Origin of the sequence: Nocardia sp. NPDC056611 (assembly GCF_042792755.1) — a bacterium.
In the GTDB taxonomy this organism is placed as follows: Bacteria; Actinomycetota; Actinomycetes; order Mycobacteriales; family Mycobacteriaceae; genus Nocardia.
On sequence record NZ_JBHTVV010000003.1, the window covers coordinates 343,390 to 366,870 of the forward strand.

The 23,481-nt window shown below is 71.4% G+C and carries 9 protein-coding genes and 1 pseudogene; 6 read left to right on the plus strand and 4 right to left on the minus strand.

Going from position 1 to position 23,481, the window contains the following annotated elements; translation table 11 throughout:
• Nucleotides 1-3: 3 nt before the first annotated feature.
• The 3 genes and pseudogenes from ACFRAQ_RS18060 to ACFRAQ_RS18070 all read left to right on the plus strand — a co-directional run.
• Nucleotides 4-6,228, plus strand: a pseudogene (locus ACFRAQ_RS18060) (type I polyketide synthase); the annotation flags it as partial.
• Nucleotides 6,228-7,817, plus strand: coding sequence for an acyl-CoA carboxylase subunit beta (locus ACFRAQ_RS18065; protein ID WP_379100881.1), 1,590 nt, complete (start codon nt 6,228-6,230; stop codon nt 7,815-7,817). The pseudogene ACFRAQ_RS18060 and the gene ACFRAQ_RS18065, both read left to right, overlap by 1 nt.
• Nucleotides 7,814-8,032: an acyl-CoA carboxylase epsilon subunit gene (locus ACFRAQ_RS18070; RefSeq protein ID WP_379100884.1), complete on the plus strand. Its 219-nt coding sequence runs from the start codon at nt 7,814-7,816 to the stop codon at nt 8,030-8,032. The genes ACFRAQ_RS18065 and ACFRAQ_RS18070 overlap by 4 nt, the downstream gene beginning before the upstream one ends.
• 48 nt (nt 8,033-8,080) lie before the next feature.
• On the opposite strand, the gene ACFRAQ_RS18075 is transcribed toward ACFRAQ_RS18070, so the two are convergent.
• Both ACFRAQ_RS18075 and ACFRAQ_RS18080 read right to left on the minus strand, forming a co-directional pair.
• Nucleotides 8,081-9,571, minus strand: a complete 1,491-nt coding sequence (locus ACFRAQ_RS18075; RefSeq protein WP_379100887.1) for an FAD-binding oxidoreductase — start codon at nt 9,569-9,571, stop codon at nt 8,081-8,083.
• Between the two features lie 47 nt (nt 9,572-9,618).
• On the minus strand, nt 9,619-11,673 hold the full coding sequence (locus ACFRAQ_RS18080) for a BTAD domain-containing putative transcriptional regulator (protein WP_379100889.1): 2,055 nt from the start codon (nt 11,671-11,673) through the stop codon (nt 9,619-9,621).
• 437 nt (nt 11,674-12,110) lie between these two features.
• Between ACFRAQ_RS18080 and ACFRAQ_RS18085 the strand changes: the two genes are divergently transcribed.
• Both ACFRAQ_RS18085 and ACFRAQ_RS18090 read left to right on the plus strand, forming a co-directional pair.
• Nucleotides 12,111-15,440: a BTAD domain-containing putative transcriptional regulator gene (locus ACFRAQ_RS18085; RefSeq protein ID WP_379100892.1), complete on the plus strand. Its 3,330-nt coding sequence runs from the start codon at nt 12,111-12,113 to the stop codon at nt 15,438-15,440.
• 75 nt (nt 15,441-15,515) lie between these two features.
• The gene (locus ACFRAQ_RS18090; RefSeq protein ID WP_357284353.1) at nt 15,516-15,950 is read left to right on the plus strand and encodes a TIGR03667 family PPOX class F420-dependent oxidoreductase; all 435 of its coding nucleotides are present in this window, start codon (nt 15,516-15,518) and stop codon (nt 15,948-15,950) included.
• A gap of 64 nt (nt 15,951-16,014) precedes the next feature.
• Here the strand turns inward: ACFRAQ_RS18090 and ACFRAQ_RS18095 are convergent, their stop codons facing one another.
• Entirely contained in the window at nt 16,015-21,486 is a 5,472-nt protein-coding gene (locus ACFRAQ_RS18095; RefSeq protein ID WP_379100896.1) for a carboxyl transferase domain-containing protein, read from the minus strand.
• A gap of 165 nt (nt 21,487-21,651) precedes the next feature.
• On the opposite strand from ACFRAQ_RS18095, the gene ACFRAQ_RS18100 reads away from it, so the two are divergent.
• Nucleotides 21,652-21,945 carry a hypothetical protein gene (locus ACFRAQ_RS18100; protein ID WP_379100899.1) on the plus strand — a complete coding sequence of 98 codons (294 nt, stop codon included), beginning with the start codon at nt 21,652-21,654 and terminating at the stop codon, nt 21,943-21,945.
• A 50-nt stretch (nt 21,946-21,995) separates the two neighbouring features.
• Here ACFRAQ_RS18100 and ACFRAQ_RS18105 read toward each other — a convergent pair whose 3' ends face one another.
• Complete coding sequence (locus ACFRAQ_RS18105) at nt 21,996-23,462, minus strand: PLP-dependent aminotransferase family protein (protein WP_379100902.1); 1,467 nt, start codon at nt 23,460-23,462, stop codon at nt 21,996-21,998.
• Nucleotides 23,463-23,481 lie beyond the last annotated feature (19 nt).

A 23,481-nucleotide genomic window follows, 5' to 3' on the forward strand; every position in this document is an offset into this window, starting at 1 on the left:
ATGCCTGAAGACAAGAAACTGGTCGAGTACCTGCGCTGGGCCACAGCCGAACTCACCAAGGCCAAGGGCCGCATCACCGAACTCGAATCGGCGGCGGCCGAACCCATCGCGGTCGTGGCGCAGGCCTGCCGCTACCCGGGCGGCGTGAACTCCGCCGCCCAGCTGTGGGACCTGGTCGACACCGGCGCCGACGCCATCACCGGATGGCCCGCCGACCGCGGCTGGGACGTCGCGGCCCTCTACGATCCCGACCCCGAGCACATCGGCACCTCGACCACCCGCCACGGCGGATTCATCGATCACGCCACCGATTTCGACGCCGGACTGTTCGGCATCTCCCCGCGCGAGGCCCTCGGCATGGACCCCCAGCAGCGGGTCGTGCTCGAAACCGCCTGGGAACTGTTCGAATCCGCGGGCATCGATCCGATGTCGCTGCGCGGCAGCGGCACCGGCGTCTTCGTCGGCGCCGGCGAGCAGAGCTACCTCGACCTGGCCGCGCCGCCCGACCTCGAGGGCTACGCCATGACCGGGCGACTGGGCAGCGTGGTCTCGGGACGGCTCGCCTACACCTTCGGGTTCGAGGGCCCCGCCCTCACCGTCGACACCGCGTGCTCGTCCTCGCTGGTCGCCGTGCACCTCGCGGCGCAGGCGCTGCGCCGCGGCGAATGCGACCTCGCGGTGGCCGGTGGCGTCACCGTCTACGGACACCCCGGCGGCTACATCGAATTCTCGCGGCAGCGCGGCCTGTCCGCCGACGGCCGCTGCAAGTCCTACGGCGCGGGCGCGGACGGCACCGGCTGGTCGGAGGGCGTGGGTCTGCTCGCACTGCAACGCCTCTCGGACGCCGTCGCCTCCGGTCGCGAGGTGCTCGCCGTCCTGCGCGGCTCCGCGGTCAACCAGGACGGCGCGTCCAACGGGCTCACCGCGCCCAACGGCCCCTCCCAGGAACGCGTGATCCGCGCGGCCCTGGCCGACGCCGGACTCTCCGCCGCCGAGGTGGACGCCGTGGAAGGCCACGGCACCGGCACCCGGCTGGGCGACCCGATCGAGGCCCAGGCGTTGCTGGCCACCTATGGCCGGGAACGCACCGCGGCGCGGCCGCTGTGGCTGGGATCGATGAAATCCAATATCGGGCACACGGTCGCGGCGGCGGGCGTCGGCGGCGTCATCAAGATGATCGAGGCCATCCGCCACGGTGTGCTGCCCAAGACCCTGCACTCGGAGACGCCCAACCCGGATGTGGATTGGTCGTCGGGCACGGTGCGCCTGCTGAACGAAGCCCAGCCCTGGCCCGAGACCGGGGCTCCGCGCCGGGCCGCGGTGTCCTCGTTCGGCGTCAGCGGCACCAACGCCCACGTGGTCATCGAACAGGCACCTGCGCCGGAAGCGCCGGAATCGCGGCCGGATGCGGTGGAACCATCGGAATCCGCCGCGCCGCAGCCGGTTCGGCTGCCCGCACTGCCCTGGCCGGTGTCCGGCAAGTCCGCGGCCGCGGCCCGGGCGCAGGCGGCCGCGCTGGCGGAATTCGCCGCCGACGCCGATGTTCGGGACCTGGACATCGCGTACTCGCTCGCGACCACCCGCACCCAGTTGGAGTACCGGACCGTCGCCGTCGGCCGTGACCGCGCGGCACTGCTCGCCGGACTGACCGCCGACCCGACCTCCACCCGGACCGGCAAGACCGCCTTCGTCTTCACCGGTCAGGGCGCCCAGCGCCCCGGCATGGGCCTGCGCCTCCACGACGCCTTCCCGGCCTTCGCCGCCGCGTTCGACGAGGTCTGCGGCCACCTGGACCCGCTGCTGGATCGACCGCTGCGCGACGAGATCACCTCGGGCGAGCGGCTCGACGAAACCGCCGTCACCCAGCCCGCCCTCTTCGCCGTCGAATACGCGCTGGCGAAGCTGGTGGCGTCCTGGGGCATTCGCGCCGACTACCTCACCGGCCACTCGGTCGGCGAACTCGTCGCCGCCCAGCAGGCGGGCGTGTTGTCGCTGGCCGACGCCGCCACCCTGGTCGCCGCGCGGGCCCGCCTCATGAACTCGCTGCCGCGCGGGGCGATGCTCGCGGTGCGCGCGGGCGAGGACGCCGTGCGCGACCAGCTCTCCGACCGGGTGAGCCTCGCCGGCGTCAACGGACCCGCCTCGGTGGTGCTCGCCGGCTCGGCCGAGGACCTGGAGGCCATCGCGGAAACCCTGGGACAGCGCGGGATCCGCTCCCGCCGCCTGGCCGTCAGCCACGCCTTCCACTCCCACCACATGGACCCGATCCTCGACGAGTTCGAGGCGGTGGCCCGCGGACTCACCTTCCGGCCCGCCCGCATGCCCATCGTGTCCAATGTGACCGGCGCGCTGGCCGCTCCCGGCGACCACGCCGATCCCGCATACTGGCCGCGCCACATTCGCGGCACCGTCCGGTTCTCCGAGGGCGTCGCCGCCTTGGCCGCGGCCGGGGTGACCAAGTTCGTGGAGATCGGGCCCGACGCCATCCTCAGCGCACTGGTCGACGAAACCCTCCAGGACCGCCCGCACATCTCGATCCCGGTGCTGCGCCGCACCGCCGAGGACGACGAGTCCGCCCTCGCCGCCGTCGCGGCCCTGCACGCCAATGGCGTGCGGGTCGACTGGGAACAGGTGTTCGCGGGCACCGGCGCGCGTCGAATCAGCCTGCCCACCTACGCCTTCCAGCGCTCCCGGCACTGGGCGGGCGACACCGCCCTCGGAACCGTCGGCACCGGGTCCGCCCTCGGCCACCCCGTCCTCGAGGTGGCGGTCGACCTGGCCGAGAGCGCCGCCGACGGTGTGGTCGCCACCGGCCGCCTGTCCCGCCGGCAGCGCTGGATCGATCCGGGCGCGCCCGTCCCCGCCGCCGTCCTGATGGAACTCGCCACCCGCGCCGCGGACGAACTCGGCTGCACCGAACTGTCCGCCTTGGCCGTTCGCACCCCGCTGACCATGCCCGCTGGGGCCGACCTGCACATCCAGGCCCGGGTCGGCGGCCTGCTGGACAGCGGCGACCGCACGGTGTCGATCCACTCCCGGGCCTCGGGATCCTCGGGACCGTGGACCCTGCACGCCCGCGGCACCGCCCGATTGCGCATCGGCGCACCGGATTTCGAACTCGCGGAGTGGCCGCCGGCGGCGGCCGACGACGAGACCCACGCCGAGGTCGCGCTGCCGGACGAATTCGCGGCCGAGGCAGCCGCTTTCGGCGTGCACCCGGTGCTGCTGCACGCCGCGCTGGCCGCTGTCGCCCCCGGAACCGTGCGGGAACTGCGGGACGTCCGGCTGTTCTCCACCGGTGCGACGGCCCTGCGGGTGCTGGCCCGCACCGGTGGCGACGGCTCGACCACGCTGCTGCTCGCCGACCGGGCGGGCGTGGCCGTCGCCACCCTGCGCGTGGTGACCACGCCGGTGGAATCGATTGCGGCGCGGCCGGATATCGACGAGATGGCGTTCACCGTCGACTGGATGCCCGCCGCCGTCAGCGGTGGCGCCATCCGCTGGGGTGCGGTCTCCGGCACCGAGCAACTCCCCGAGGTGGGGGAGACCACCCTGTTCACGGACTTGGCCGAGGCCGCCACCGCGGACAAGCCGGTGGACGCCATCCTGGCCCCGATCGGCGCCGCGCCGACCGGCGACCCGATCCTCGGCGCGCACGAACTCTCCCGGCGTGCGTTGACTCTCGTGCAGCGCTGGATCGCCGTCGAGGACCGCACCACCGCACCGCTGGTCGTGGTGACCGAGCGGGCCATGGGATCCGGGGCCACCGACGTCGCCGCCGCGAGTGTGTGGGGTCTGCTGCGCTCGGCCCAGTCGGAGCTGCCCGGCCGCATCGTGCTGGCCGACATCGACGACGACCCGGCCTCGACCGCCGCCCTGTCCGCGGTCGTCACGGCCGGGGAACCCCAGGTCGTGATTCGCGAAGGCCGCGTCTTCGTGCCGCGACTGCACCGGGTCGCCCTGCCCGCCCCGGCCCGCTGGGCGGGGGAGTGCGTGCTGATCACCGGTGGTACCGGCTCGCTGGGCGCCATGCTGGCCCGCCACCTGGTCACCGACCGCGGGGTCGGGCGCCTGGTGCTGCTCAGCCGTCGCGGCCTGGAAAGCCCGGGGGCGGAAGCGCTCCGGGCCGCACTGACGGCGGCCGGCGCACAGGTCGACATCGTCGCGTGCGACGCCGCCGACCGCGACGCCCTGGCCGCCGTGCTCGCCGCACACCCGGTGACCGCGATCGTCCACACCGCGGGCGCCACCGACGACGGCCTGCTGCGCGACCTCGACCCGGACCGCCTGGCCGCGGTCCTGCGCCCGAAGGCCGACGCCGCCTGGCTGCTGCACGAACTCACCCTCGACCGTGAACTCGCCGCGTTCGTGCTGTTCTCCTCGGTGGCCGGGATCATCGGCGGCCCGGGCCAGGGCAACTACGCCGCGGCCAATGTCTTCCTCGACGCGCTCGCCGCCCACCGCGCCGGACGCGGCCTGCCCGCCACCTCCATCGCCTGGGGCCTGTGGGAACAGGAGGGCGGCATCAGCGGCCACCTCGACGACGCCGACAAACAGCGCATCGCGCGCGGCGGCTTCCCGGCCCTGCCCGCCGAATCCGGGCTGGCCCTGCTCGACGCGGCCGCCGGATCGGAACGGACCCTGGTCGTGGCCACCCCGCTGGAACTGTCCGCTATCCGGGCCCGGCCGACCCGGCTGCTCTCGGGCCTGCTGCCCACCCAGCGCGCGGTGGCGGGCAATGCCGAGGCCGCCGTCTCGATCACCGAACTGCTGCGCGGCCGCACCCCGGCCGAACAGCACGCCCTGGTGCTCGACTTCGTGCTGCGCGAAGCCGCCGCCGTCCTCGGCCACCAGGGCGCCGAAGCCCTCGACAGCACGCGGGAATTCAGCGAAGCGGGCTTCGACTCGCTGGCCACCGTCGAATTCCGCAACCGGCTGCAGGCCGCGTTCGGGACCCGGCTGCCCGCCACCGTCGCCTACGATCACCCGACCCCCGAGGCGCTCGCGGCGTTCATCCTCGCCGAATCCGGCGACGGTGCGACCGGGGCCATCGACTTCGCCGCCGAAGTGCGCCTGGCCGACGACATCCGCCCCGCGGACACCGTCGTCCGGGTCGCCACCGATCCCGATCACGTATTGCTCACCGGCGCTTCGGGATTCCTCGGCGCGTTCATGCTGCGCGACCTCATGAGAACCACCGCGGCCGTGGTGCACTGCGTGATCCGCGGCGCGGACGAGGCCGCCGCGACCGCGCGGCTGATCGCCAACCTGGAGTTCTACCGGGTGTCGGGCGAGGTGGACCTGAACCGGGTTCGCGTCATCGTCGGCGATCTCGCGGCCCCGCGACTCGGGTTGTCCGAGCACGACTTCGACGATCTCGCGAAGCTGGTCGACGTGGTGTTCCACGCGGGGGCGACCGTGCACTGGCTCCAGCCCTACCCGCTGCTGCGTGACGCCAATGTCGGTGGCACCGAGGAGATCCTGCGCCTGGCCGCCCGCCACCGGACGGTCCCGGTGCACTACGTCTCCACCGTCGGCGTCTTCCCGGGCGCACCCGCGGACGGCGCGCCGCTGGCCGTGGACGACCCGACCGGTCCGCCCGAGGTGCTGCCCAGCGGCTACCTGCGTACCAAATGGGTGGCCGAGCAGAACATCGGACTGGCCCGCGACCGCGGCCTGCCGGTCTCGGTGTACCGCGTGGACGTGATCTCCGGCGACCAGCGCCACGGCGCCTGCCAGACCCGCGACTTCGTCTGGCTCACCCTCAAGGGCATCATCCAGGCGCGGGCCGTGCCGCCGGTCGGCGACGGCTACTTCCACCTGGCCCCGGTCGACTACGTCAGCGCCGCCATCGTCGCTTTGGCGGCGAACCCGGACGCCGCCGAGCGAACCTTCCACCTGCACAACCCGCTTCGGGTCGCGCTGCCCGACCTGGTCGAGCGGCTGCGGGCCATGGGCTATCCGATCGAGGACCGCGACCGGGCCGACTGGCTCGCCGAGATCGGCGCGAACACCGACAACGCCCTGGTCCCGCTGCTGGACGCCTTCGAGGCCATGATCGGCGACACCGCGGCCTTCTACCCGGCCATCGACGTGTCCGCGACCGAGGCCATGCTGACCGGCACCGGCATCGTGTGCCCGCCGGTGTCGGGCGACCTCTTCCGCACCTACGTCCAATTCTTCATCGAGTCGGGCCATTTCCCGGCGCCGGAACGGAGTGAGCACTGATGACCGAACTCGTCGAACGGCCCGTCACCACCGCGCCCGCGCGGCTGCGATCCCGGGTCGAGGAATTGCGCGGCGTCAAACACGGAGCCGTGCACGGCATCCCGCCGAGCGCCACCGAACGGCAGCACTCGATCGGGAAGCTCACCGTGCGCGAGCGGCTGGAGCTGCTGTTCGATCCGGGCACCTTCCGCGAGGTCGACCAGCTGCGCCGGCACCGGGCCACCGCCTTCGGCATGGCCGACCGCAAACCGCACACCGACGGCGTGGTCACCGGCTGGGGAAAGGTGCACGGCCGCAACGTCTTCGCCTACGGCCACGACTTCCGGATCTTCGGCGGCTCGCTCGGCGAGGCGCACGCGGAGAAGATCCACAAGCTCATGGACCTGGCCGAGGCCGCGGGCGCGCCGCTGGTCGGCCTCAATGACGGCGCGGGCGCGCGCATCCACGAGGGCGTCACCGCGCTGGCCGGATACGGCGGCATCTTCCGCCGCCACGTCCGCGCCTCCGGCGTCATCCCGCAGATCAGCGTGATGCTCGGCCCGTGCGCGGGCGGCGCGGCCTACTCGCCCGCGCTCACCGACTTCGTGTTCATGGTGCGCGGCATCTCCCAGATGTACGTGACCGGACCGGATGTGGTGCGCACCGTCACCGGCGAGCAGGTGTCCCACGACGAACTCGGCGGCGCGGACGTGCACGGCTCCGGTTCCGGTGTCGCGGGATTCGTGTACGACACCGAGGAGGAGTGCCTCGAGGAAGTGCGCTACCTGATCTCGCTGCTGCCCGCCAACAATCGCGAACGCCCGCCCGCCGTCGAGACCGGCGACGCGCCCGACCGGCGCAACGACGCGCTCGCCGACCTGGTGCCCGCCGACTCCACCCAGGCCTACGACATGCGGGCCGTCATCGAGGAGATCGTCGACGACGGCGAGTATTTCGAGGTGCACGCGCACTGGGCCCGCAATATCCTCTGCGTCTTCGCCCGCCTCGGCGGCGAGGTGGTCGGCATCGTGGCCAACCAGCCCTGCGTGCTGGCCGGCGTGCTCGACATCGAAGCCTCCGAGAAGGCCGCGCGTTTCGTGCAGACCTGCGACGCGTTCAACATCCCCATCGTCACCCTGGTCGACGTGCCCGGCTTCCTGCCCGGCACCGGCCAGGAACACGCCGGCATCATCCGGCACGGCGCGAAACTGCTCTACGCCTACTGCAACGCCACCGTCCCGCGGGTGCAGGTGATCCTGCGCAAGGCTTTCGGCGGCGCGTACATCGTCATGGACTCCCGATCCATCGGCGCGGACCTGTCCTTCGCCTGGCCCTCCAACGAGGTCGCCGTCATGGGCGCGGAGGGAGCTGCCCAGGTGATCTTCCGGCGCGAGATCGGTTCCGCACCCGACCCGGATCTGGTTCGGGCGCAACGGATCAAGGAATACCAGCAGGAGCTGATGCATCCCTACTACGCCGCCGAACGCGGCCTGGTCGACGATGTCATCGACCCCGCCGACACCCGGGCCGTGCTCATCGACAGCCTGGCCATGCTCGCCGCCAAACACGCGCCCATCCCGGCCCGCAAGCACGGGAACCCGCCCGCATGAGCGGCGGGACGGGGGTACTCGCGGGCGAGACCGGGGTGCTGGCGGTGGAATCGGGCCGGCCGGGCGACGACGAACTCGTCGCCCTGGTCCTGGCCCTGACCGCCGTCACCCGACCGGCGCGGCGGAAAGCGGAGGTCCGGGCGGCGGCCTGGACCCTACCCGCGCACGCACAGCAGCCGCCCATCTCGTGGCGGCATCGGGGTCAGTCCCGCTGACCCGGGGTCCCGATGGGCGGCAGCGTGGCCGCCCATCGGGACCTTTTTTCATGCCCGGATGGACAGACCGTGCGAGAACACCTCGCGCGGATCCCATTTCGCCTTCGCGGCCTGCAAGGCCGGGTAGTTGTCCTTGAAGTACAGGCGGTGCCACGGCACGCCCGAGTCGTTCAGCGCCGGGTCGGCCAGATCGGCGTCGGCGTAGTTGATGAAGCAGCCGTCGGTCACCTCACCCGGCACCGGCACGCCACCGGTCGCCGCGTACACGTCGGCATAGCATTCCCGGATCCAGCGATCGTGCCGCTCGTCCTCGGACGGATCCGTCCACAGGGTCACGTACAGCATCTTGATGATCGAATCCCGTTGCGCCGCCGCGGTCACGTCCGACTCCACCGCATTGATCCGGCCGCCGTAGCTGACCAGGGCCACCATGGCGTACGGGTGCGGGTAGTCCTCGCGGGTCAGCTGCCGGTACAGCGCGTCCAGCTGCGGCTCGGGAAGCGACCGGCGCATATAGGTGGACTTCACCTTCCAGCGCGCCACCGCGGCCTCCACGAAGCCGAACCACTCCTTCACCGCGTAGAACCACGGCACCCGGCTGCGGTCGTTGACCGTGTAGGTCGCGCCCGTGCCCTCGGCCATCGCGGCCAGGAACGCGTCCATGGTCTGCTCGGCGTCGGACTCGTCGGCGTCGATCTGGGTGCTCATCCGGAACGAACCCGCGGACCGGTGCTGGAGCTTGAGCTGGCTGTACAGGCTCAGATGCGCGGACTCCGGACCCGAGTGGCGTTCGTGCCACGCCCCGAAATTGCTGACCAGGCGCGCGAATCCGGCCTCGTCCAGGTCGTCCCACGACCACGAGACGTCGGAGACGATGAGCTCGGCGGGCGGGGCGGGCAGCAGGCGCGCCGGATCGTCGCCCGTGGCCTCGGGGGAGCGGAACCAATACCGGGTCACGATGCCGAAATTGCCGCCGCCCGCGCCGGTGTGCGCCCACCACAGGTCGCGGTTCGGGTCGTCGGTCTCACGGGTCGCGACGACCGGACGCACCCGGCCGTCGGAGCCGACCACCACCACCTCCACGGCGTACAGGTGATCGACGATCAGCCCGTGCAGCCGCGACAGCGCGCCGTAACCGCCGCCGGCCACATGCCCGCCCGCGCCGACCGTCGGGCAGGTGCCGCCGGGCAGCGTGACGCCCCAGCGCTTGTAGAGCGTCGAATAGACCCGGCCCAGGGTCGCGCCCGCGCCGACCGAGAACGCGCCCATCTGCGCGTCGAAATACACAGCGTCCAAAGCGGATACGTCGATGACGGCCCGCACCTTGCCATTGGCGGTGAAGTCCTCGTCGCAGTGGCCACCGCTGCGCACCACCACGCGCAGCTCGTCGTCGACCGCCTGCTGCAGGGCCTCGACGACCTGCTCGGTGTTCAGGGCCAGGCGGATGTAGTCGGGTGTGCCCACCCATCGGGTATTGGAACCGGAGATCAGTCCGCGATAGCGCGCGTCGTCCGGGCGGATCAACAGCGATTCGGTCATCAGGTCACTTCCTCGTCGAGTGTGGTTGCCGCGGAGGGCAGGTCGGATCAGCTGGCGGCGAAGGCCGCCGGATGCCGGTCGGCGGTGGCGGTGAGCAGCGCGGCCGGACGCCGCCGCTGGGCGGGCCGGCGGCCGGGCCGCAGATCGGAGGTGATGAGCGTGGACTCGCGGGTGCCCGCGATGCGCGCGAAGCGGCCGTGCGCCAGCGAACCCTCACCGGTGAGCACCACCAGCAGCGGCGCGCACTCGGCACTGTCGAGCAGGGTCTCGAGAAAGTCCAGATTGGCGTGGTCGGCCAGATGGGCGTCCTCGAAGATCAGGGTCATCGGGCCCAGACCCGCTTTGGCGCACAGCAATTCGGTCCAGGCGGTGAGCATCTGCCGGACCCGCGCCGGATCGTCGGATGGGGTTCCGGTGGCCAGCGGGTACAGGGCCTCGGCCAGCTTGCGCGCCGCCACCGGCGGACGCAGCGGATGATCCGCCGCCTCGGCCAGCCGCGCCGCGATGCTCGCGGGCGCGTCACCCACCTGGAAACCGCAGGCGGCGGCCAGCATGGCGCGATGGGTGTCGAGCCGATCCCCGTCACCGAACCGGGCGCACAGGATCAGCTCGGCATCGCTCTGCGCGCGCACGGTGGAGCGGAACGCGCGCGCCACCCGCCGGGCGCTGGTCGCGGCCGGAGCCACCACCGCCACCAGGTGCGAGGCCGCCCGCTGCTGGACCCGCTCGCGCAGACCCAGCAGCATCCGCACATCCGGATCGGTCTCGGCGGCGGAACCGTTCGTGGCCTCCAGGCCCGCCGCGTACCAGTGCCCGGTCGGGCGCTGCCGGTAGCGGATCACGGTCTCCGACTCGCGACGGGTGCGATCGCAGACGGTCACCGAGCCGGTGGGCGCGTCGAGCAGCAGCCGGTCGCATTCGTCGAACAGGTCGGCGTAGCGGTTCGAGGTGCGCAGGTCGGAATACGCCCGGGGGACACGGCCTTCGGCGTCACCGGTCACGACCGCCGCCCGGAATCGCGGCTCCAGGCGCGCCCCGAATTCGGTGCGTGCCCCGGTGATCCACTCGTGCGGCCGGATCGCGGCGGCCACCACCTCGGCCACCTCGCACGGCTCCGGGAACGCCGTCATCACCGTGGAGCCGATGACGCCGACCACCGTGCCGCCCAACGACTCCGCGGTCGCCCGGATCGCCGGAAGATAGCGTTCGCCCATGGTCGGGTTGTCCTCGGACGCGTCCGCCCCACCCGCCTCGATCCGGACCGACAGCACCGTGGAACGGGTCACCCGGTCGGCCGGGGCGACCACCACCACCGGCTCGGGCCGCACGGGTTCGGCGTCCGGCAGCACCAGCGACGGGCTCTGATTCAGGATGGCCTGCTGCAACGTCTGCAGCTCCGAACCCGGTTCCAGCCCGTAGTTCTCGATCAGGGCATTGCGCCAGGCGGTGTAGACGGCCAGCGCGTCCGAGGGGCGGCGGCCGCGGTAGAGCGCCAGCATGAGCTGTCCGCAGGACCGTTCCCGCAGTTGCCCGGAATCGGCCAGCGCGCTGAGCGCGTCCACCACCCGGGCGTGGTTGCCGCGTGCCAGCTCGATCTCGAACAGGTCCTCCGACACCGACATCCGGGCGTCAGCGGCGGCGGCGAGCTCGGGCCAGTCGACCCCGTGCTCGGTGAGATCGGACAGCGGTGAACCGCGCCACAGCGACAGCGATTCGGTCAGGCGAGCGGCGGCGGTGTCCAGGTCCGCGGCCACGGCCGCGGCGCGGCCGCTGTCGGCCAGGCGATAGAAGCGATGCAGGTCGATGAGGTCGGTGTCGACTTCGAGCACATACCCCGGCGGGCGCCGGATCAGCGCGACCGGTCCACTGTTGTCCTCCGGGAACAGATTTCGCAACGACCACACCGCGTTGTGCAGGATCTTGCGGGCCGAGGTGGGCATGGTTTCGGTGGGCCACAGGGCGTCCAGCAGTCGGCTGGCCGGGACGACGGTATTGGGATGCAGAAGTAGGTACGCGAGGGTTGCCCGCTGTTTCACGCCACCGAGTCGCAATGGCTGGTTCTGGTGCCGGACCTCGAGCGGTCCGAGAAGGCTGAACAACACGATATCCCCTGGTACTTTGGTCCCTGACGGTGCTGAATCACGGACGTCCGGTTTCCGGACGCACACGGCGCCAACGAATTTCGTCGGTCGGCGGGGTGCGCGGCGGAACGGCAGGGGTCCTGGGACACTGGCGGAACCCTGTTGTCCGAGCGCCTACGGCAATGGAGGCGCTGGTGCGGTGTCGATCTCGGCCTCGGAGTCCTCCCCAGGCCCGATCGGCCGGACCTGACCGGCGCGCATTAACGCCGATCGTGACACGCGCGACATGAACAATCGGGGCCCTGGCGGCGATCCCTTCCCTCGTCGTCGTGGCCTTGGTCGATCGTTCGGGACCATTCTGTCGGAAGGTCCTTCGGGTTCGCTTCGGGCCCACTTCCGCAGGGGCCGTGAGGGTTTCCGATCACATGATTGAAAAGTGAATTAGATAGGATCGGATCGTGCAGTTCGCGGTATTGGGGTCGTTGGAGGTCGCTACGGATCTGGGCGACCCGGTGTCGATACCGGAGTCGCTGGTGCGGGCGCTGCTCGCCGATCTCATCGCCCATGTGGGGGTCCCGGTCTCCACCGACCGGCTGATCGAGGATCTGTGGCCCGAATCCCCGCCCACCAATCCGACCCGATCGTTGCACACCAAGGTTTCTCAGCTCCGCCGGGCCCTCGAACAGGCCGAGCCGGGCGGCCGAGAACACATCGTCACCACCCCCGCCGGCTACCTGTTCCGGGTCGAACCACACCGGCTGGACTCCACCCGATTCCTGGACCTCATTGCGCGCGCCCAGCATTCGACCGACCTGCGGGCGCGGGCCGACCTGCTGCGCGAGGCCCTCGCGCTGTGGCGCGGACCCGCCTTCGCCGACTTCATCGACCTGCCCTTCGGCGAGGAGAGCTCCGCCTCGCTGAACGAGACCCGCATCGCCGCGCGCAGCGAACTCGTCGAAGCCCGCCTCGAACTCGGCGAACACCGCACGCTCATCGCCGAGATCAACGAACTGGTCCGCGAACACCCGCTGCGGGAACGCCTGCGGTCCATCCAGATGCGCGCGCTCTACCGCTCCGGCCGCGCCGCCGACGCCCTCGACAGCTTCAACGAACTGCGCGCCCTGCTCGCCGAGACCCGCGGCGCCGACCCCAGCCGCGAACTCGTCGACCTGCACCGCGCCATCCTCGAACAGCGCGCCGACCTGCAACCCGAACCGGTCCTGGTGGCGGGCCGCACCTTCGGGCACAACCTGCCCTCCCCGCCCAACGCGCTGATCGGTCGGGACGCGGCCGTGCACGAGGTGCGGGCCGACACCGCCTCGGATCGGCTCGTCACCCTGGTGGGACCCGGCGGCGTCGGGAAGTCCCGGCTCGCCCTGGCGGTCGCGCACAGCCTGATCGACAGCTTCGTGGACGGCATCTGGCTGGTCGAATTCGACGCCCTGGACCGCTCACACGGGCCGGAAGTGCTGGCGGACGCGGTGCTCTCGGTGCTGACCATAGACGTCAACGCGCCACCCGGATCCGGCGGCAAGTCCCTGTCGCCGGGCCTCAACTCGGTGGACCGGGTGGTGGCGTTCCTGCGGGCGCGCCGCGCCCTGCTGGTGCTCGACAACTGCGAGCACGTCGTCGAGGCGGCGGCCCACCTGGTCGAAGCGATCCTCGCCGAATCGGCGAACTGCCGGATCCTGGCGACCAGCCGCGCGCCCCTGGCCGTCCGCGGGGAGCGGATCACCGCCGTCGAACCCCTGGACCTGCCGCCCGCCGACACCACCGGACCCGAATCGCTCGCCACCGCCAGTGCGGTCCAGCTCTTCGCCGCGCGGGCGCCCGGCCTGCGGGTCGACGCATCCAATATCCACGACATCATCGCCATCTGCCGTCGCCTCGACGGCATCCCGCTCGCCATCGAACTCGCCGCGACCAAGGTACGTGTACTCGGGGTGCACGAACTGCTCGTCCAGCTCGACCGCCGCTTCCAGGTCCTCGAAGGCGGCTTCCGCGACTCCCCGGACCGGCACCGCACCCTGCGCGCCGCCATCGACTGGAGCTGGGCGCCGCTCTCGCGCGTCGAACGGAATGTGCTGTGCTGGCTGGCCGTTCACGCCGAGGACTGCTCGCTGGCGGCCACCCGCGCCCTCATCCGCGATCCGGGCGAGGACGGTGAGATCCTCGCCGTGCTCACCCGGCTGGTCGACCAGTCCCTGGTGGTCATGCAGGAATCGCGGCACGGCCCGCGCTACCGGCTGCTGGAATCGATCGCGGCCTACTGCGTCGAATACCTCGAGGCCACCGGCACCCTGCTGGAACTGCGGCTGCGGCACGCCATGCACTACGCCGACCGCGGCGAGCACGCCAGCGCCGAACTGCACGGGCCCGACCAGCGCCGCTGGCTCGAACAGCTCGACGTGGAATCGCCCAACATCCGCAAGGCCGCCGACTTCGCCATCGTGTGCCGCAACGCCCGCCTCGCCATGCGACTGGTCAACTCGCTGATCTGGTTCGGCTTCCTGCGCGGACGGCTCATCGAGGCGCACCGCTACCTGTCCGCGGTCAGCGCCATGGCCGGGAAGCTGCGGCCGGTCGAACGCGCGACCATCCTGCGCTGGCGGGCTGGCATGGCCCTGCTCATCGGGGAGGCCGGGCAACTGGTCAGCCCCTCACCCGCCCTCGACGGCGACGAGACCGACACCGAACTGCGGGCGCTCGCGCGCAGCGAATGGTTTCTCGGCTACGCCCAGTGGTATTCGGGCGCGCTGCCCGAGAGCCAGGACCGCGTCGGCCGGGCCCTGGCCGCCTTCCGGACCCTCGACGACAACTGGGGCATCGCGGCCTCGCTGAGCCTGCGCGCCGCCCAGAACACCGCCCGCAGCGACCTCGCCACCGTCCGCGACCACGCGCAGCTGAGCGCGGCCATCTTCGACGAGGTCGGCGACCGCTGGGGCCGGCTCAAGGCCATCGAGGCGCTGGCGGTGCTCGCCGAATTCGAGGGCCGCTACGACGAGGCCAACGACCTGCACTACGAGGGACTGCAGATTGTGGAGGAACTCGGGCTCTGGACCGAGACCTCCCACAAACTCGCGCTGCTCGGCCGAATCGCCTTGCTGCGCGGCGAATTCCGGACCGCCGACGAGCTCCATCACCGGGCCATGCGGCTCGCGGTGAGCCACGCCAACCGGCTGGGGGAGGGGTTCGCCGAGATCGGGCTGGGCCTGAGCGCGCGGCGGCAGGGCCGGTTGGAGGACGCCGAGAAGCACCTCAACCGGTGGCTGGGCTGGCTCGCCGCCATCGAGGCGCACAACGGGGTCGCGCTGGTGCTGGCCGAACTCGGCTTCATCGCCGAACTGCGCGGCGACGCCGACGCCGCCCGCACCCTGCACACCGAGAGCCTGTCGGCCGCCTCCGTCGCCGGTGACATCCGCGCCGTCGCGCTGGCCGTCGAGGGGCTGGCCGGGGCCGCGGTGATGATCGAGGACTACGAGCGGGCCGCCCGCCTGCTCGGCGCGGCGACCAAGGCGCGGGCCTCCACCGGCGCGCCCCTGGCCAGCGGCGAACGCATGGACGTCGACCGCATCACCGCCCGGGCCCGCACCGCGCTCGGCCCCGAACGGTTCGCCGCCGAATTCGACCGCGAGGGCGCCATCACCGACACCGGCCATGGCGTCTCGGTGGCCGAGTTCGCCCGCATCACCACCGACCAGCAGACCCGGCAGGTCATCGACGAGGCGGTGGCCGAGGCCATACTGCTCAGCGACGGCACCGGACTGTGGCCCGAAAAGATCGTCTGAAACGCGGAATGCCCACGGACAGTGGGGCGTTGACCGTCATGGATCGAACCGACCCACACCTCGCAAGGAGACCGCATGTCCGCTTCCTCGCCGCTCATCGACACCGACACCGAATTCGGTGCCCTGGTCACCAAACGTCTGGCGGAGGATGGCATTGTCTGGCTGACCACCGTGAGCCCCAGCGGTACGCCGCAACCCAACCCGGTCTGGTTCCAGTGGGCCAACGGTGAGTTCCTGATCTTCACCCAGCCCGGCACGCCCAAGCTCCGCAATATCGCCGCCGACCCGCGGGTGTCGCTGAACCTCAACAGCACCGCCAGCGGCGGCCAGGTCGTGGTCTTCAACGGCCCCGCCCGCGTCGACACCACCGAGCCGACCCCCGCCGAGCTCGACGCCTACGTCGAGAAGTACGCCAAGGGCCTGGTCGAGATCGGCATGACCCGCGAAGAGTTCTTCGCCGACTACTCCGTCCCGGTCCGCATCACCCCGGACCGCCTGCGTGGCTTCTGAGCTTCCCGATCGAACGAGAAACGCCCCGGCCGTCGGACTGCCGGGGCGTTTCGCGTCTCATCGATCAGTGGCGGGCGAGCCCGGCCTCGATGGCGGCGATGATGCGCGGGCGCATCTCGACGGTGCTGATGATGGCGTCCACCGAACCCACCTCGACGGCGCGCTGGATGTTGTGCACGCGGTCGAACTCCGCGGCCACCTCACCCAGCTTCTCCGCCCGCACCGAGAAGCGCAGTTCGTCGCGCTCCGCGGTCAGGGTGGCGCGGTCGGTGCCGGAGGCGTTCGCCGCGCGCAGCTCGAAGTCGCGCACCCGCGGGTCGGCCTCGGTGCGCGCGCTGACCTCGCCCGAGAACACGACCGCCGCGGCGGGGGCGCCGCCCAGCACGGAGGCGAACGAGCCCTCCAGCGCCAGCACGGTCATGCTCGGGTTCAGGGTCTTCGAGAACACCACGAAGGCGCCACCGTGGTAGCGGGAGATCACGCAGAACACGATCGGGCCGTCGAAATTGACGATGGCACGGCCGATCTCGGCGCCGTACTCCAGCTGCACCTTGCGCATCGACTCCGGCGAACCGTCGAAGCCGGACAGGTTGGCCAGCACCACCAGCGGACGGTTGCCGCTGGCCGCGTTGATCGCCCGCGCCGCCTTCTTCGACGACTGCGGGAAAAGCGTTCCCGCCGTGTAGGTGTCGGGTCCGTCGGTCGCGGGGAAGCCGCGCCGCCCCACGCTCTTGGACTCGATACCCAACAGGCACACCGGGATTCCGCCCAGACGCGCGTCGAAGACGACCGAGGTCTCGGCGTCGGCCATGCCCGCCCACCGCTCCAGCACCTCGTGGTCCTGGTCGGCCAGCGCCCGCATCACGGTGCGAATGTCGAACGGCTTCTTGCGATCCGGATTCGCGGCGGCGGAGAAGATCTCCCCGACGGTCGCGAAATCGCTGCCCTCCAGCAGGTGCGGGAAGTCGGAGACATCGCGGTCGACCGGGTCGGCGGTCTTGCCGCGCCGCGGGCCGTCCTCGCCGGGCACCACGTACGAGAAGTCGTAGTGCGCCATCAGGATGTCCCGCGCGGCAAGCAGATTCGGCGCCCAGTACTGGGCCTGGCCGTTGGGGCCCATCACGCGGTCGTAGCCGCCGATGCCGAAGTTGTCCTCGGCCGAGACCGCGCCGGAGAAGTCCAGCGCCTGCTTGCCGGTCAGCACCATCGCCGACTCCGGCGTCATCACCAGGATGCCCTTGGTGTGCATGAGCATGGTCGCCTCGGCGTTCCAGTACGGCTGCGCACCGACATTGATGCCGTTGACCACGATATTGATCTCGCCGCCGGCCTGAGTGAACTCGACGATCCGCTTGAGCGCGGCCGCCACCCAGTCCATGTTCTCGGTGCCCGACTTCATCGAGATGCGGGCGCCCGAGGACAGCGCGTACCACTCCAGCGGCACCCGCAGCGACTCGGCCAGATCGATGGCCGCGATCACCCGGCGGCACTCCGGCTCCGACAACGCGCCCAGCGACTTCGTCGGATCGCCCAGCAGGGCGACACGCATGACACCGGCCGGATGCTGCGGGGTCGGGGTGGTGACCACACCGGCCACCAGCGCCGCGCTGTTGCGGCCCTTGGGCCGGTCCACCGGCACCAGGGTGTTCGAGGCGTCGAGGTCGTACTCGCTGAAATCGCCCAGCAGACCGGTCAATTCGTACGGGTAGACGGTGTTGCGGCTACCCGCGCGCAGCACCTTCTGCCGGTACTCGTCGAGCGGCTCGACCGCGTCGTCGGTGCGCTCACCGACACTCACCTGGACACCGCCGGTCGCGTCGAAGGAGACGCGCACCGCGATCTTCTCCAGCTGACCGGTCTGCGGATCACGCTGCCGGGCGATGAGCAGGATCTCCTCGAGGCCCGCGCCCGCCGTCATCGGCAGCACGTGCCCGGCGATCACCGTCTCCAGCTCGCTGCGGGTCACATCGACCACCGGCCAGATGTACATGACGATCCGGTTGGTGTTGAACCGCTTGTTCGACGGCCGCTGCGCCTGGGCGCGGCGGATGGAGTCGAGGCAGGTGGCGATGGTGCTCTCCGCGGTCGGCAGCACCAGCAGGCGGCCGTCGTGCTCGCGCAGCGCGGCCAGGTCGCGCACCTGCGCGAACGCGATCAGACGGTCGTCGGCCGGATTCTCCTTGGCCACCGCGCGGAACAGGTACACCTCTTCGTCGTCCGAGGACGGCAGGCGGGTGAGGTCGAACTTGCGCAGCCGGCGCATCTGCATGCGCTGGGCGATGTACGGGTGCAGACCGCGGATCAGCCGCTCCTCCGACATCCCCGTGGTCGCGGGCCGGAAGGTGAAGTGGTGGTGCATGACCGCGCCGCCGCTGCCCGCCACCGTGCAGGTGATCCGGTGCACCTGACTCGGAAGCGGCTGTCCGGCAAGCGCTTCCTGCAGCGCCACCGCCATCGCCTCGAAGTCCTCCGGCTGCTTCTCCCAGCTGAGGTAGATGTCGGCCTCGACGGACGAGGAATCACGCGCCACCTCGGCCAGCCCGCGCAGCACGGTGGCGAGCGCGTCGAAGCTCACCGCCGCCGACACCAGGTTCACGCCCCGGCGCTCGGCGATGACGAAACGCTGCCCGTTCGACTCCTCGGTCCGCACATCGGTGAGGTCCTTGTTGCCGTAGTAGCGGCGCGTCAGCACCTCCAGCATGGCGGTGTTGTCGGTGCTGCCGCGGACCAGACGCTGACCCAGCAGGCGCACCAGCGGCTCGGTCGCCCGCACCATGTCCGCGATGCGGTCGGTGCGCTCGGCCGTATCCGGCTGGGCGTCCAGGAAACTCAGGTGCTTGCGCACGGTGGTGTACACCCGGGCGCGGTTGCGGCGCAGCAGCGGGTGGGCGTACCAGGCGTACGCCACACCACGCGCGAGGTCGGCCAGACCCGGGAACCGGAACTGCGTCGCGGTCACCAGGCGTTCCAGCGCCAGACCGGCGGGCTCGCGCAGCGCGCGGTCCGGCACCGGCTCGCTCAGCCACTCGCGCAGCAGCGCGGTGATGACGGTGACCGTTCCGGCCGGCCGCTGCTGGGCCAGGAAGATGCGGAAGACCGCCGCCTCCAGGTCGGACGAGCGATCCAGCTCGGCGACACCGTAGTGCGCGAACGCCGCGCTCAGATCCGCCCGATACGACTCGGGCAGCCCGGCCCGCTCCACATCGAGGCTCTGCATATAGGTGTGGAAGAACTCGCGGGCGCTGTGCACGTGGCCCTGCGAGCCGTTGTCCTCCCAGGACCGGTTGTGGCTCAGCTCGGCCAGATCCGCGAAGACCTGCACCAGCTCGACTTCCTCGGCCAGCGGACGGCGGAGGTCGGCGACGGCCGCCCGGCGCACGGCCAGGTAGTCGTCGAGCACCCGCTGCTCGTCGTGCGGGTCCACGTCGAAGCCGAGCAGCAGGCTGCGCAGATCCTGCAGGCTGCGGGCCAGGCCCTCGTGCGGCAGGACCGGCGCGGGCGCGCCCGGCAGATCCAGCTCGACCGTGGCGGCCGGAGCGGCGTTCTCGGTCTCGGCGTCATCGGCGATCGGCTCCAGCCGCAGCAGCGGGGCGCCGGTCTCCACCTGGGAGCCGACCGCGACCGCGCTCTCCTTGAGCCGGGCCCGGAACGGCGCGCGCAGCACGGTTTCCATCTTCATGGACTCCAGCACCAGCACGGGCGCGCCCGCCTCGACCTCGTCGCCGACGGCCAGCGGGGTGGCGACCACCAGCGCGGGGGCGGGGGAGCGGACCACGCCGCCCTCGTCGCGGCTGATCCGGTGCGTCACGCCCTCGATGTCGACCAGGGTGACCGGTCCGTGGGTGCCGGTGACGACCCGGAAACGGCTGCCGTTCACCACGATCTGGCCGGTGTGCCGGTCGAAACGCTCCAGATCCACATCGGCCGAACGCATATCGCCGCCGGCTTCGATCCCGATCCGGAAGCGGTGCGCGCCGATCCGCGCGACCCGCACCCGGTAGGCGGCGCCGCGCAGCTTCAGGTCGTGCGGGCGGCCGCTCTCGTGCTGCACCTGCGGTCGGCCACCGGCCGCGGTGGACAGCAGGCGCTCCCGCTCGGCCCGCTCTTCCTCCTCGTAGGCGTCGATGGCGGCCACGGCCACCGCGATCGCCGAGTGCCGGTGCGAGACCAGGCGGCCCTGCGCGCGGACGCGGTCGATCCAGCCGGTGTCGGCGCTGCCGTCGATCACCTCGGGCTGCTCGAGCAGGTCGAGCACGAAACTCTTGTTGGTGGAACCGCCCTCGATGACCACGCGGGTCTGCGACATGGCGCGGCGCAGGCGGCCCAGCGCCTCGTCGCGGTCGCGGCCGTAGGCGATGATCTTGGCGATCATGGAGTCGAAGTCGGCGGGGATCGTATCGCCCTCGCTGACACCGGTATCCACGCGAATGCCGGGTCCGGCGGGCAGATCCAGGCGGGCGATCCGGCCCGGGGCGGGCGCGAAGTCGCGGTCGGGATCCTCGGCATTGAGCCGGGCCTCGATGGCGTGGCCGCGCTCGGCGGGCGGCTGACCCTCGAGCTTGCCGCCGGAGGCCACGTGCAGCTGCGCGCGCACCAGGTCGAATCCGGTGGTGTACTCGGTGATCGGGTGCTCGACCTGCAGACGGGTATTGACCTCGAGGAACGCGAACAGTTCGTCGCCCGGGTGGTACAGGAACTCGACCGTCGCCGCGCCGCGGTAACCCACCGCGATCGCCAGCCGCTCGGCCGAGGCCTTCAGCTCGGCGGCCTGCTCGGGACGCAGCACCGGCGAGGCCGACTCCTCGATGACCTTCTGGTTGCGCCGCTGCACCGAGCAGTCGCGCACGCCCAGCGCCCACGCGGTGCCCTGACCGTCGGCGATCACCTGCACCTCGACGTGGCGGGCGCCGGTGACCAGACGCTCCAGGAACACCACGCCGCTGCCGAAGGCGCGCGCGGCCTCCTGCCGGGTCCGCTCGTAGGCGTCGACCAGCTCGTCGGGGGTGGTGATCATGCGGATACCGCGACCACCACCGCCGGCGGTGGCCTTCAACATCAGCGGATAGCCGATGTCCTCGGCCGCGGCCAGCGCGGCCTCGACGGTCTCGACGCCGCCGCGGCTCCACGGCGCGACGGGCACGCCGACCTCCTCGGCGATCAGCTTCGCGCCGATCTTGTCACCGAGCTTGCGCATGGCGTCGGGGCTGGGACCGATGAAGGTCACCCCGATCTGCTCACACAGCTCGGCGAAGGCCGGATCCTCGGCCACGAAACCCCAACCGACCCACGCCGAATCGGCGTTGGTCGCCTTGAGCGCCTGCTCGAGCGCCTTCAGATCCAGGTACGGGCGCGCCGCGGCGGGCCCGAGGTCGTAGGCGATATCGGCCTCACGGACGAAGGTCGCGTTGCGATCCACATCGGTGTGCAGCGCGATCGTCTGGATCTGCAGGCCGGTCTCGGCCGCCAGATCCCGCACAGCGTGAATGAGGCGTACCGCGGCTTCACCGCGGTTCACAATGGCAATACGGCTGAACACCCGTCAGCTCCTTTATGTTGCGAAGGCCCGGTCGGGCAGCGTTTGGACTGCCGGTCACCGGTAGTGTGCACGTCTGTTGCTCTCGATACCACCGCGGTAGGGGGTTACTCGTACGTATCGTGGGCAAAGCGTCATCTGAGGCCGTGACTGTGGGAGGCGATCCGAGTGTCCGACATCCTCGACGTACTGCACTCGCGCTGGGCGGAATCCGCGGCGGAGGCCATCCTGACCGGCGAGGAACACCCGACGCTGACCCTCACCACCCACGAGGTGGTGGACCTGATCGCCCAACTCGCCGCCCTACGCCACGCGGTCGACAGCGCCGCCGCATCCTTCGAACGGATCCGCGTGGCGCTGAACCAGCACACCGCGCACCCTGAAGCCCAGGCCCGCCAGGCCGCCAGCATCGCGCGGCATGCCGCCGACACCCTGGCCCGCCGTGACCGGGACGTCGCCTGAACCGGAGTCGTGCTCCCGAACCGGCGTCGTGAGGCCATACGGCCCCGCGGTCATCGCGGGTTCGAACTCCACGACAGCGCGCGCACCAGGGCGTCGAGCGCGGCCGGGTAGGCGCTCTCGGACGGCGCCGCGAATCCCACGACGAGGCCCTGCGGCCGATCGGGCCGCGCCTCGTGGGAGAGCCACATTCCGGACAGGCCCTCGAGCGCCAGGCCGTACTCGCGTGCGCGGGACAGGACCTCGGCCTCGGTCAGGCCGGCGGGCTCGAGCCGGATCAGCGCGTGCAGTCCCGCGGCGATCCCGGACAGGGCGAAACCCGTCAGCGGTCGCCCCGCCCGGGGTTTCAGACGATCGGCGAGCAGATCGCGGCGGCGGCGATAGCGCAGCCGCGAGGCGCGGATGTGCCGGTCGTAGGCGTGTGAGGTGATCAGCTCGGCCAGCGTCAGCTGCCCGAGCGTCTCGGAGTGGTGGTCGGCCAGGCGCTTGGCCTCGGCGACCGGGCCGACCAGGTGCGGCGGGAGCACCATCCAGGCCAGGCGCAGTCCCGGGCCGAGCGTCTTGGACGCCGTGCCGAGGTAGACCACGTGGTCCGGCGCGATGCCTTGGATCGCGCCGACCGGTTGCCGGTCGTAGCGGAATTCGCCGTCGTAGTCGTCCTCGATGACCAGCCGTCCGGCCCGGGCCCAGTCGGCGAGGTAGTGCCGTCGCGCCGGGCTCAGCGTCGAACCGATCGGGAACTGGTGACTCGGCGTGACGACCGCGGCTGTGACGCCGTCGAATTCGCCCGTGCCGAGCAGGTTCACCCGCGCGCCGTCGCCGTCGACCGGCAGCGGCCGCACGACGGGCCCGGCGGCTCGCACCGTGTCGCGGAACGACGGTATGTAGGGGTCCTCCATGGCGATGGCGGTGGTGCCGGATGCGGTCAGCACCGTGCCGATCAGCGCCAACGCCTGCTGGACGCCGGTGGTGACGATGATCCGGTCCGGTGTGGCCCGCACGCCGCGGGTGCGGCCCAGATAGTCGGCCAGCGCGGATCGCAGTTCGATCCGCCCGCACGGATCGCCGTATCCGAACGCGTCCGCCGGTGCCGCGCCGAGGGCCTTGCGGGCCGCGCCCAGCCAGGCGGTGGTGGGAAAGCGGCTGATGTCGGGACTGCCCGCGCGCAGATTATGGCGTGGCGCAGCGGGTTTCGGGCTGCCGACGATGGGCGGAGTGACCGGGCCCGGGGTGGCGACAGCCTCGGCGACGCGCGTGCCCGAGCCTTGCCGCGCGATCAACAGCCCCTCCGCGATCAGCTGGTCGTACGCCGCGCTGACCGTCCCGCGCGAGAGCCCGAGTTCGACGGCCAGGGTTCGGCTCGGCGGCAGGCGCTCCCCGGCGGCGAGACGGCCGTCCCGGATCGCTTCGCGCAATGCCTGCTCCACGCCGACCCGCCGCCCCGACCCCGGCTCGACGAGCAGATGCAGATCCAGACCAGAATTGGACCAGGAATTCGCTGTTGGATTGGCTCCTAACATTGATCCATTATCGGCTTAC

What these genes read in the sequence shown, in the direction of transcription:
- ACFRAQ_RS18065 (WP_379100881.1), top strand. Translation starts at nt 6,228, where the DNA reads ATGACCGAACTCGTCGAACGGCCCGTCACCACCGCGCCCGCGCGGCTG.
- ACFRAQ_RS18070 (WP_379100884.1), top strand. Translation starts at nt 7,814, where the DNA reads ATGAGCGGCGGGACGGGGGTACTCGCGGGCGAGACCGGGGTGCTGGCG.
- ACFRAQ_RS18075 (WP_379100887.1), bottom strand. Translation starts at nt 9,571, where the DNA reads ATGACCGAATCGCTGTTGATCCGCCCGGACGACGCGCGCTATCGCGGA.
- ACFRAQ_RS18090 (WP_357284353.1), top strand. Translation starts at nt 15,516, where the DNA reads ATGTCCGCTTCCTCGCCGCTCATCGACACCGACACCGAATTCGGTGCC.
- ACFRAQ_RS18105 (WP_379100902.1), bottom strand. Translation starts at nt 23,462, where the DNA reads ATGTTAGGAGCCAATCCAACAGCGAATTCCTGGTCCAATTCTGGTCTG.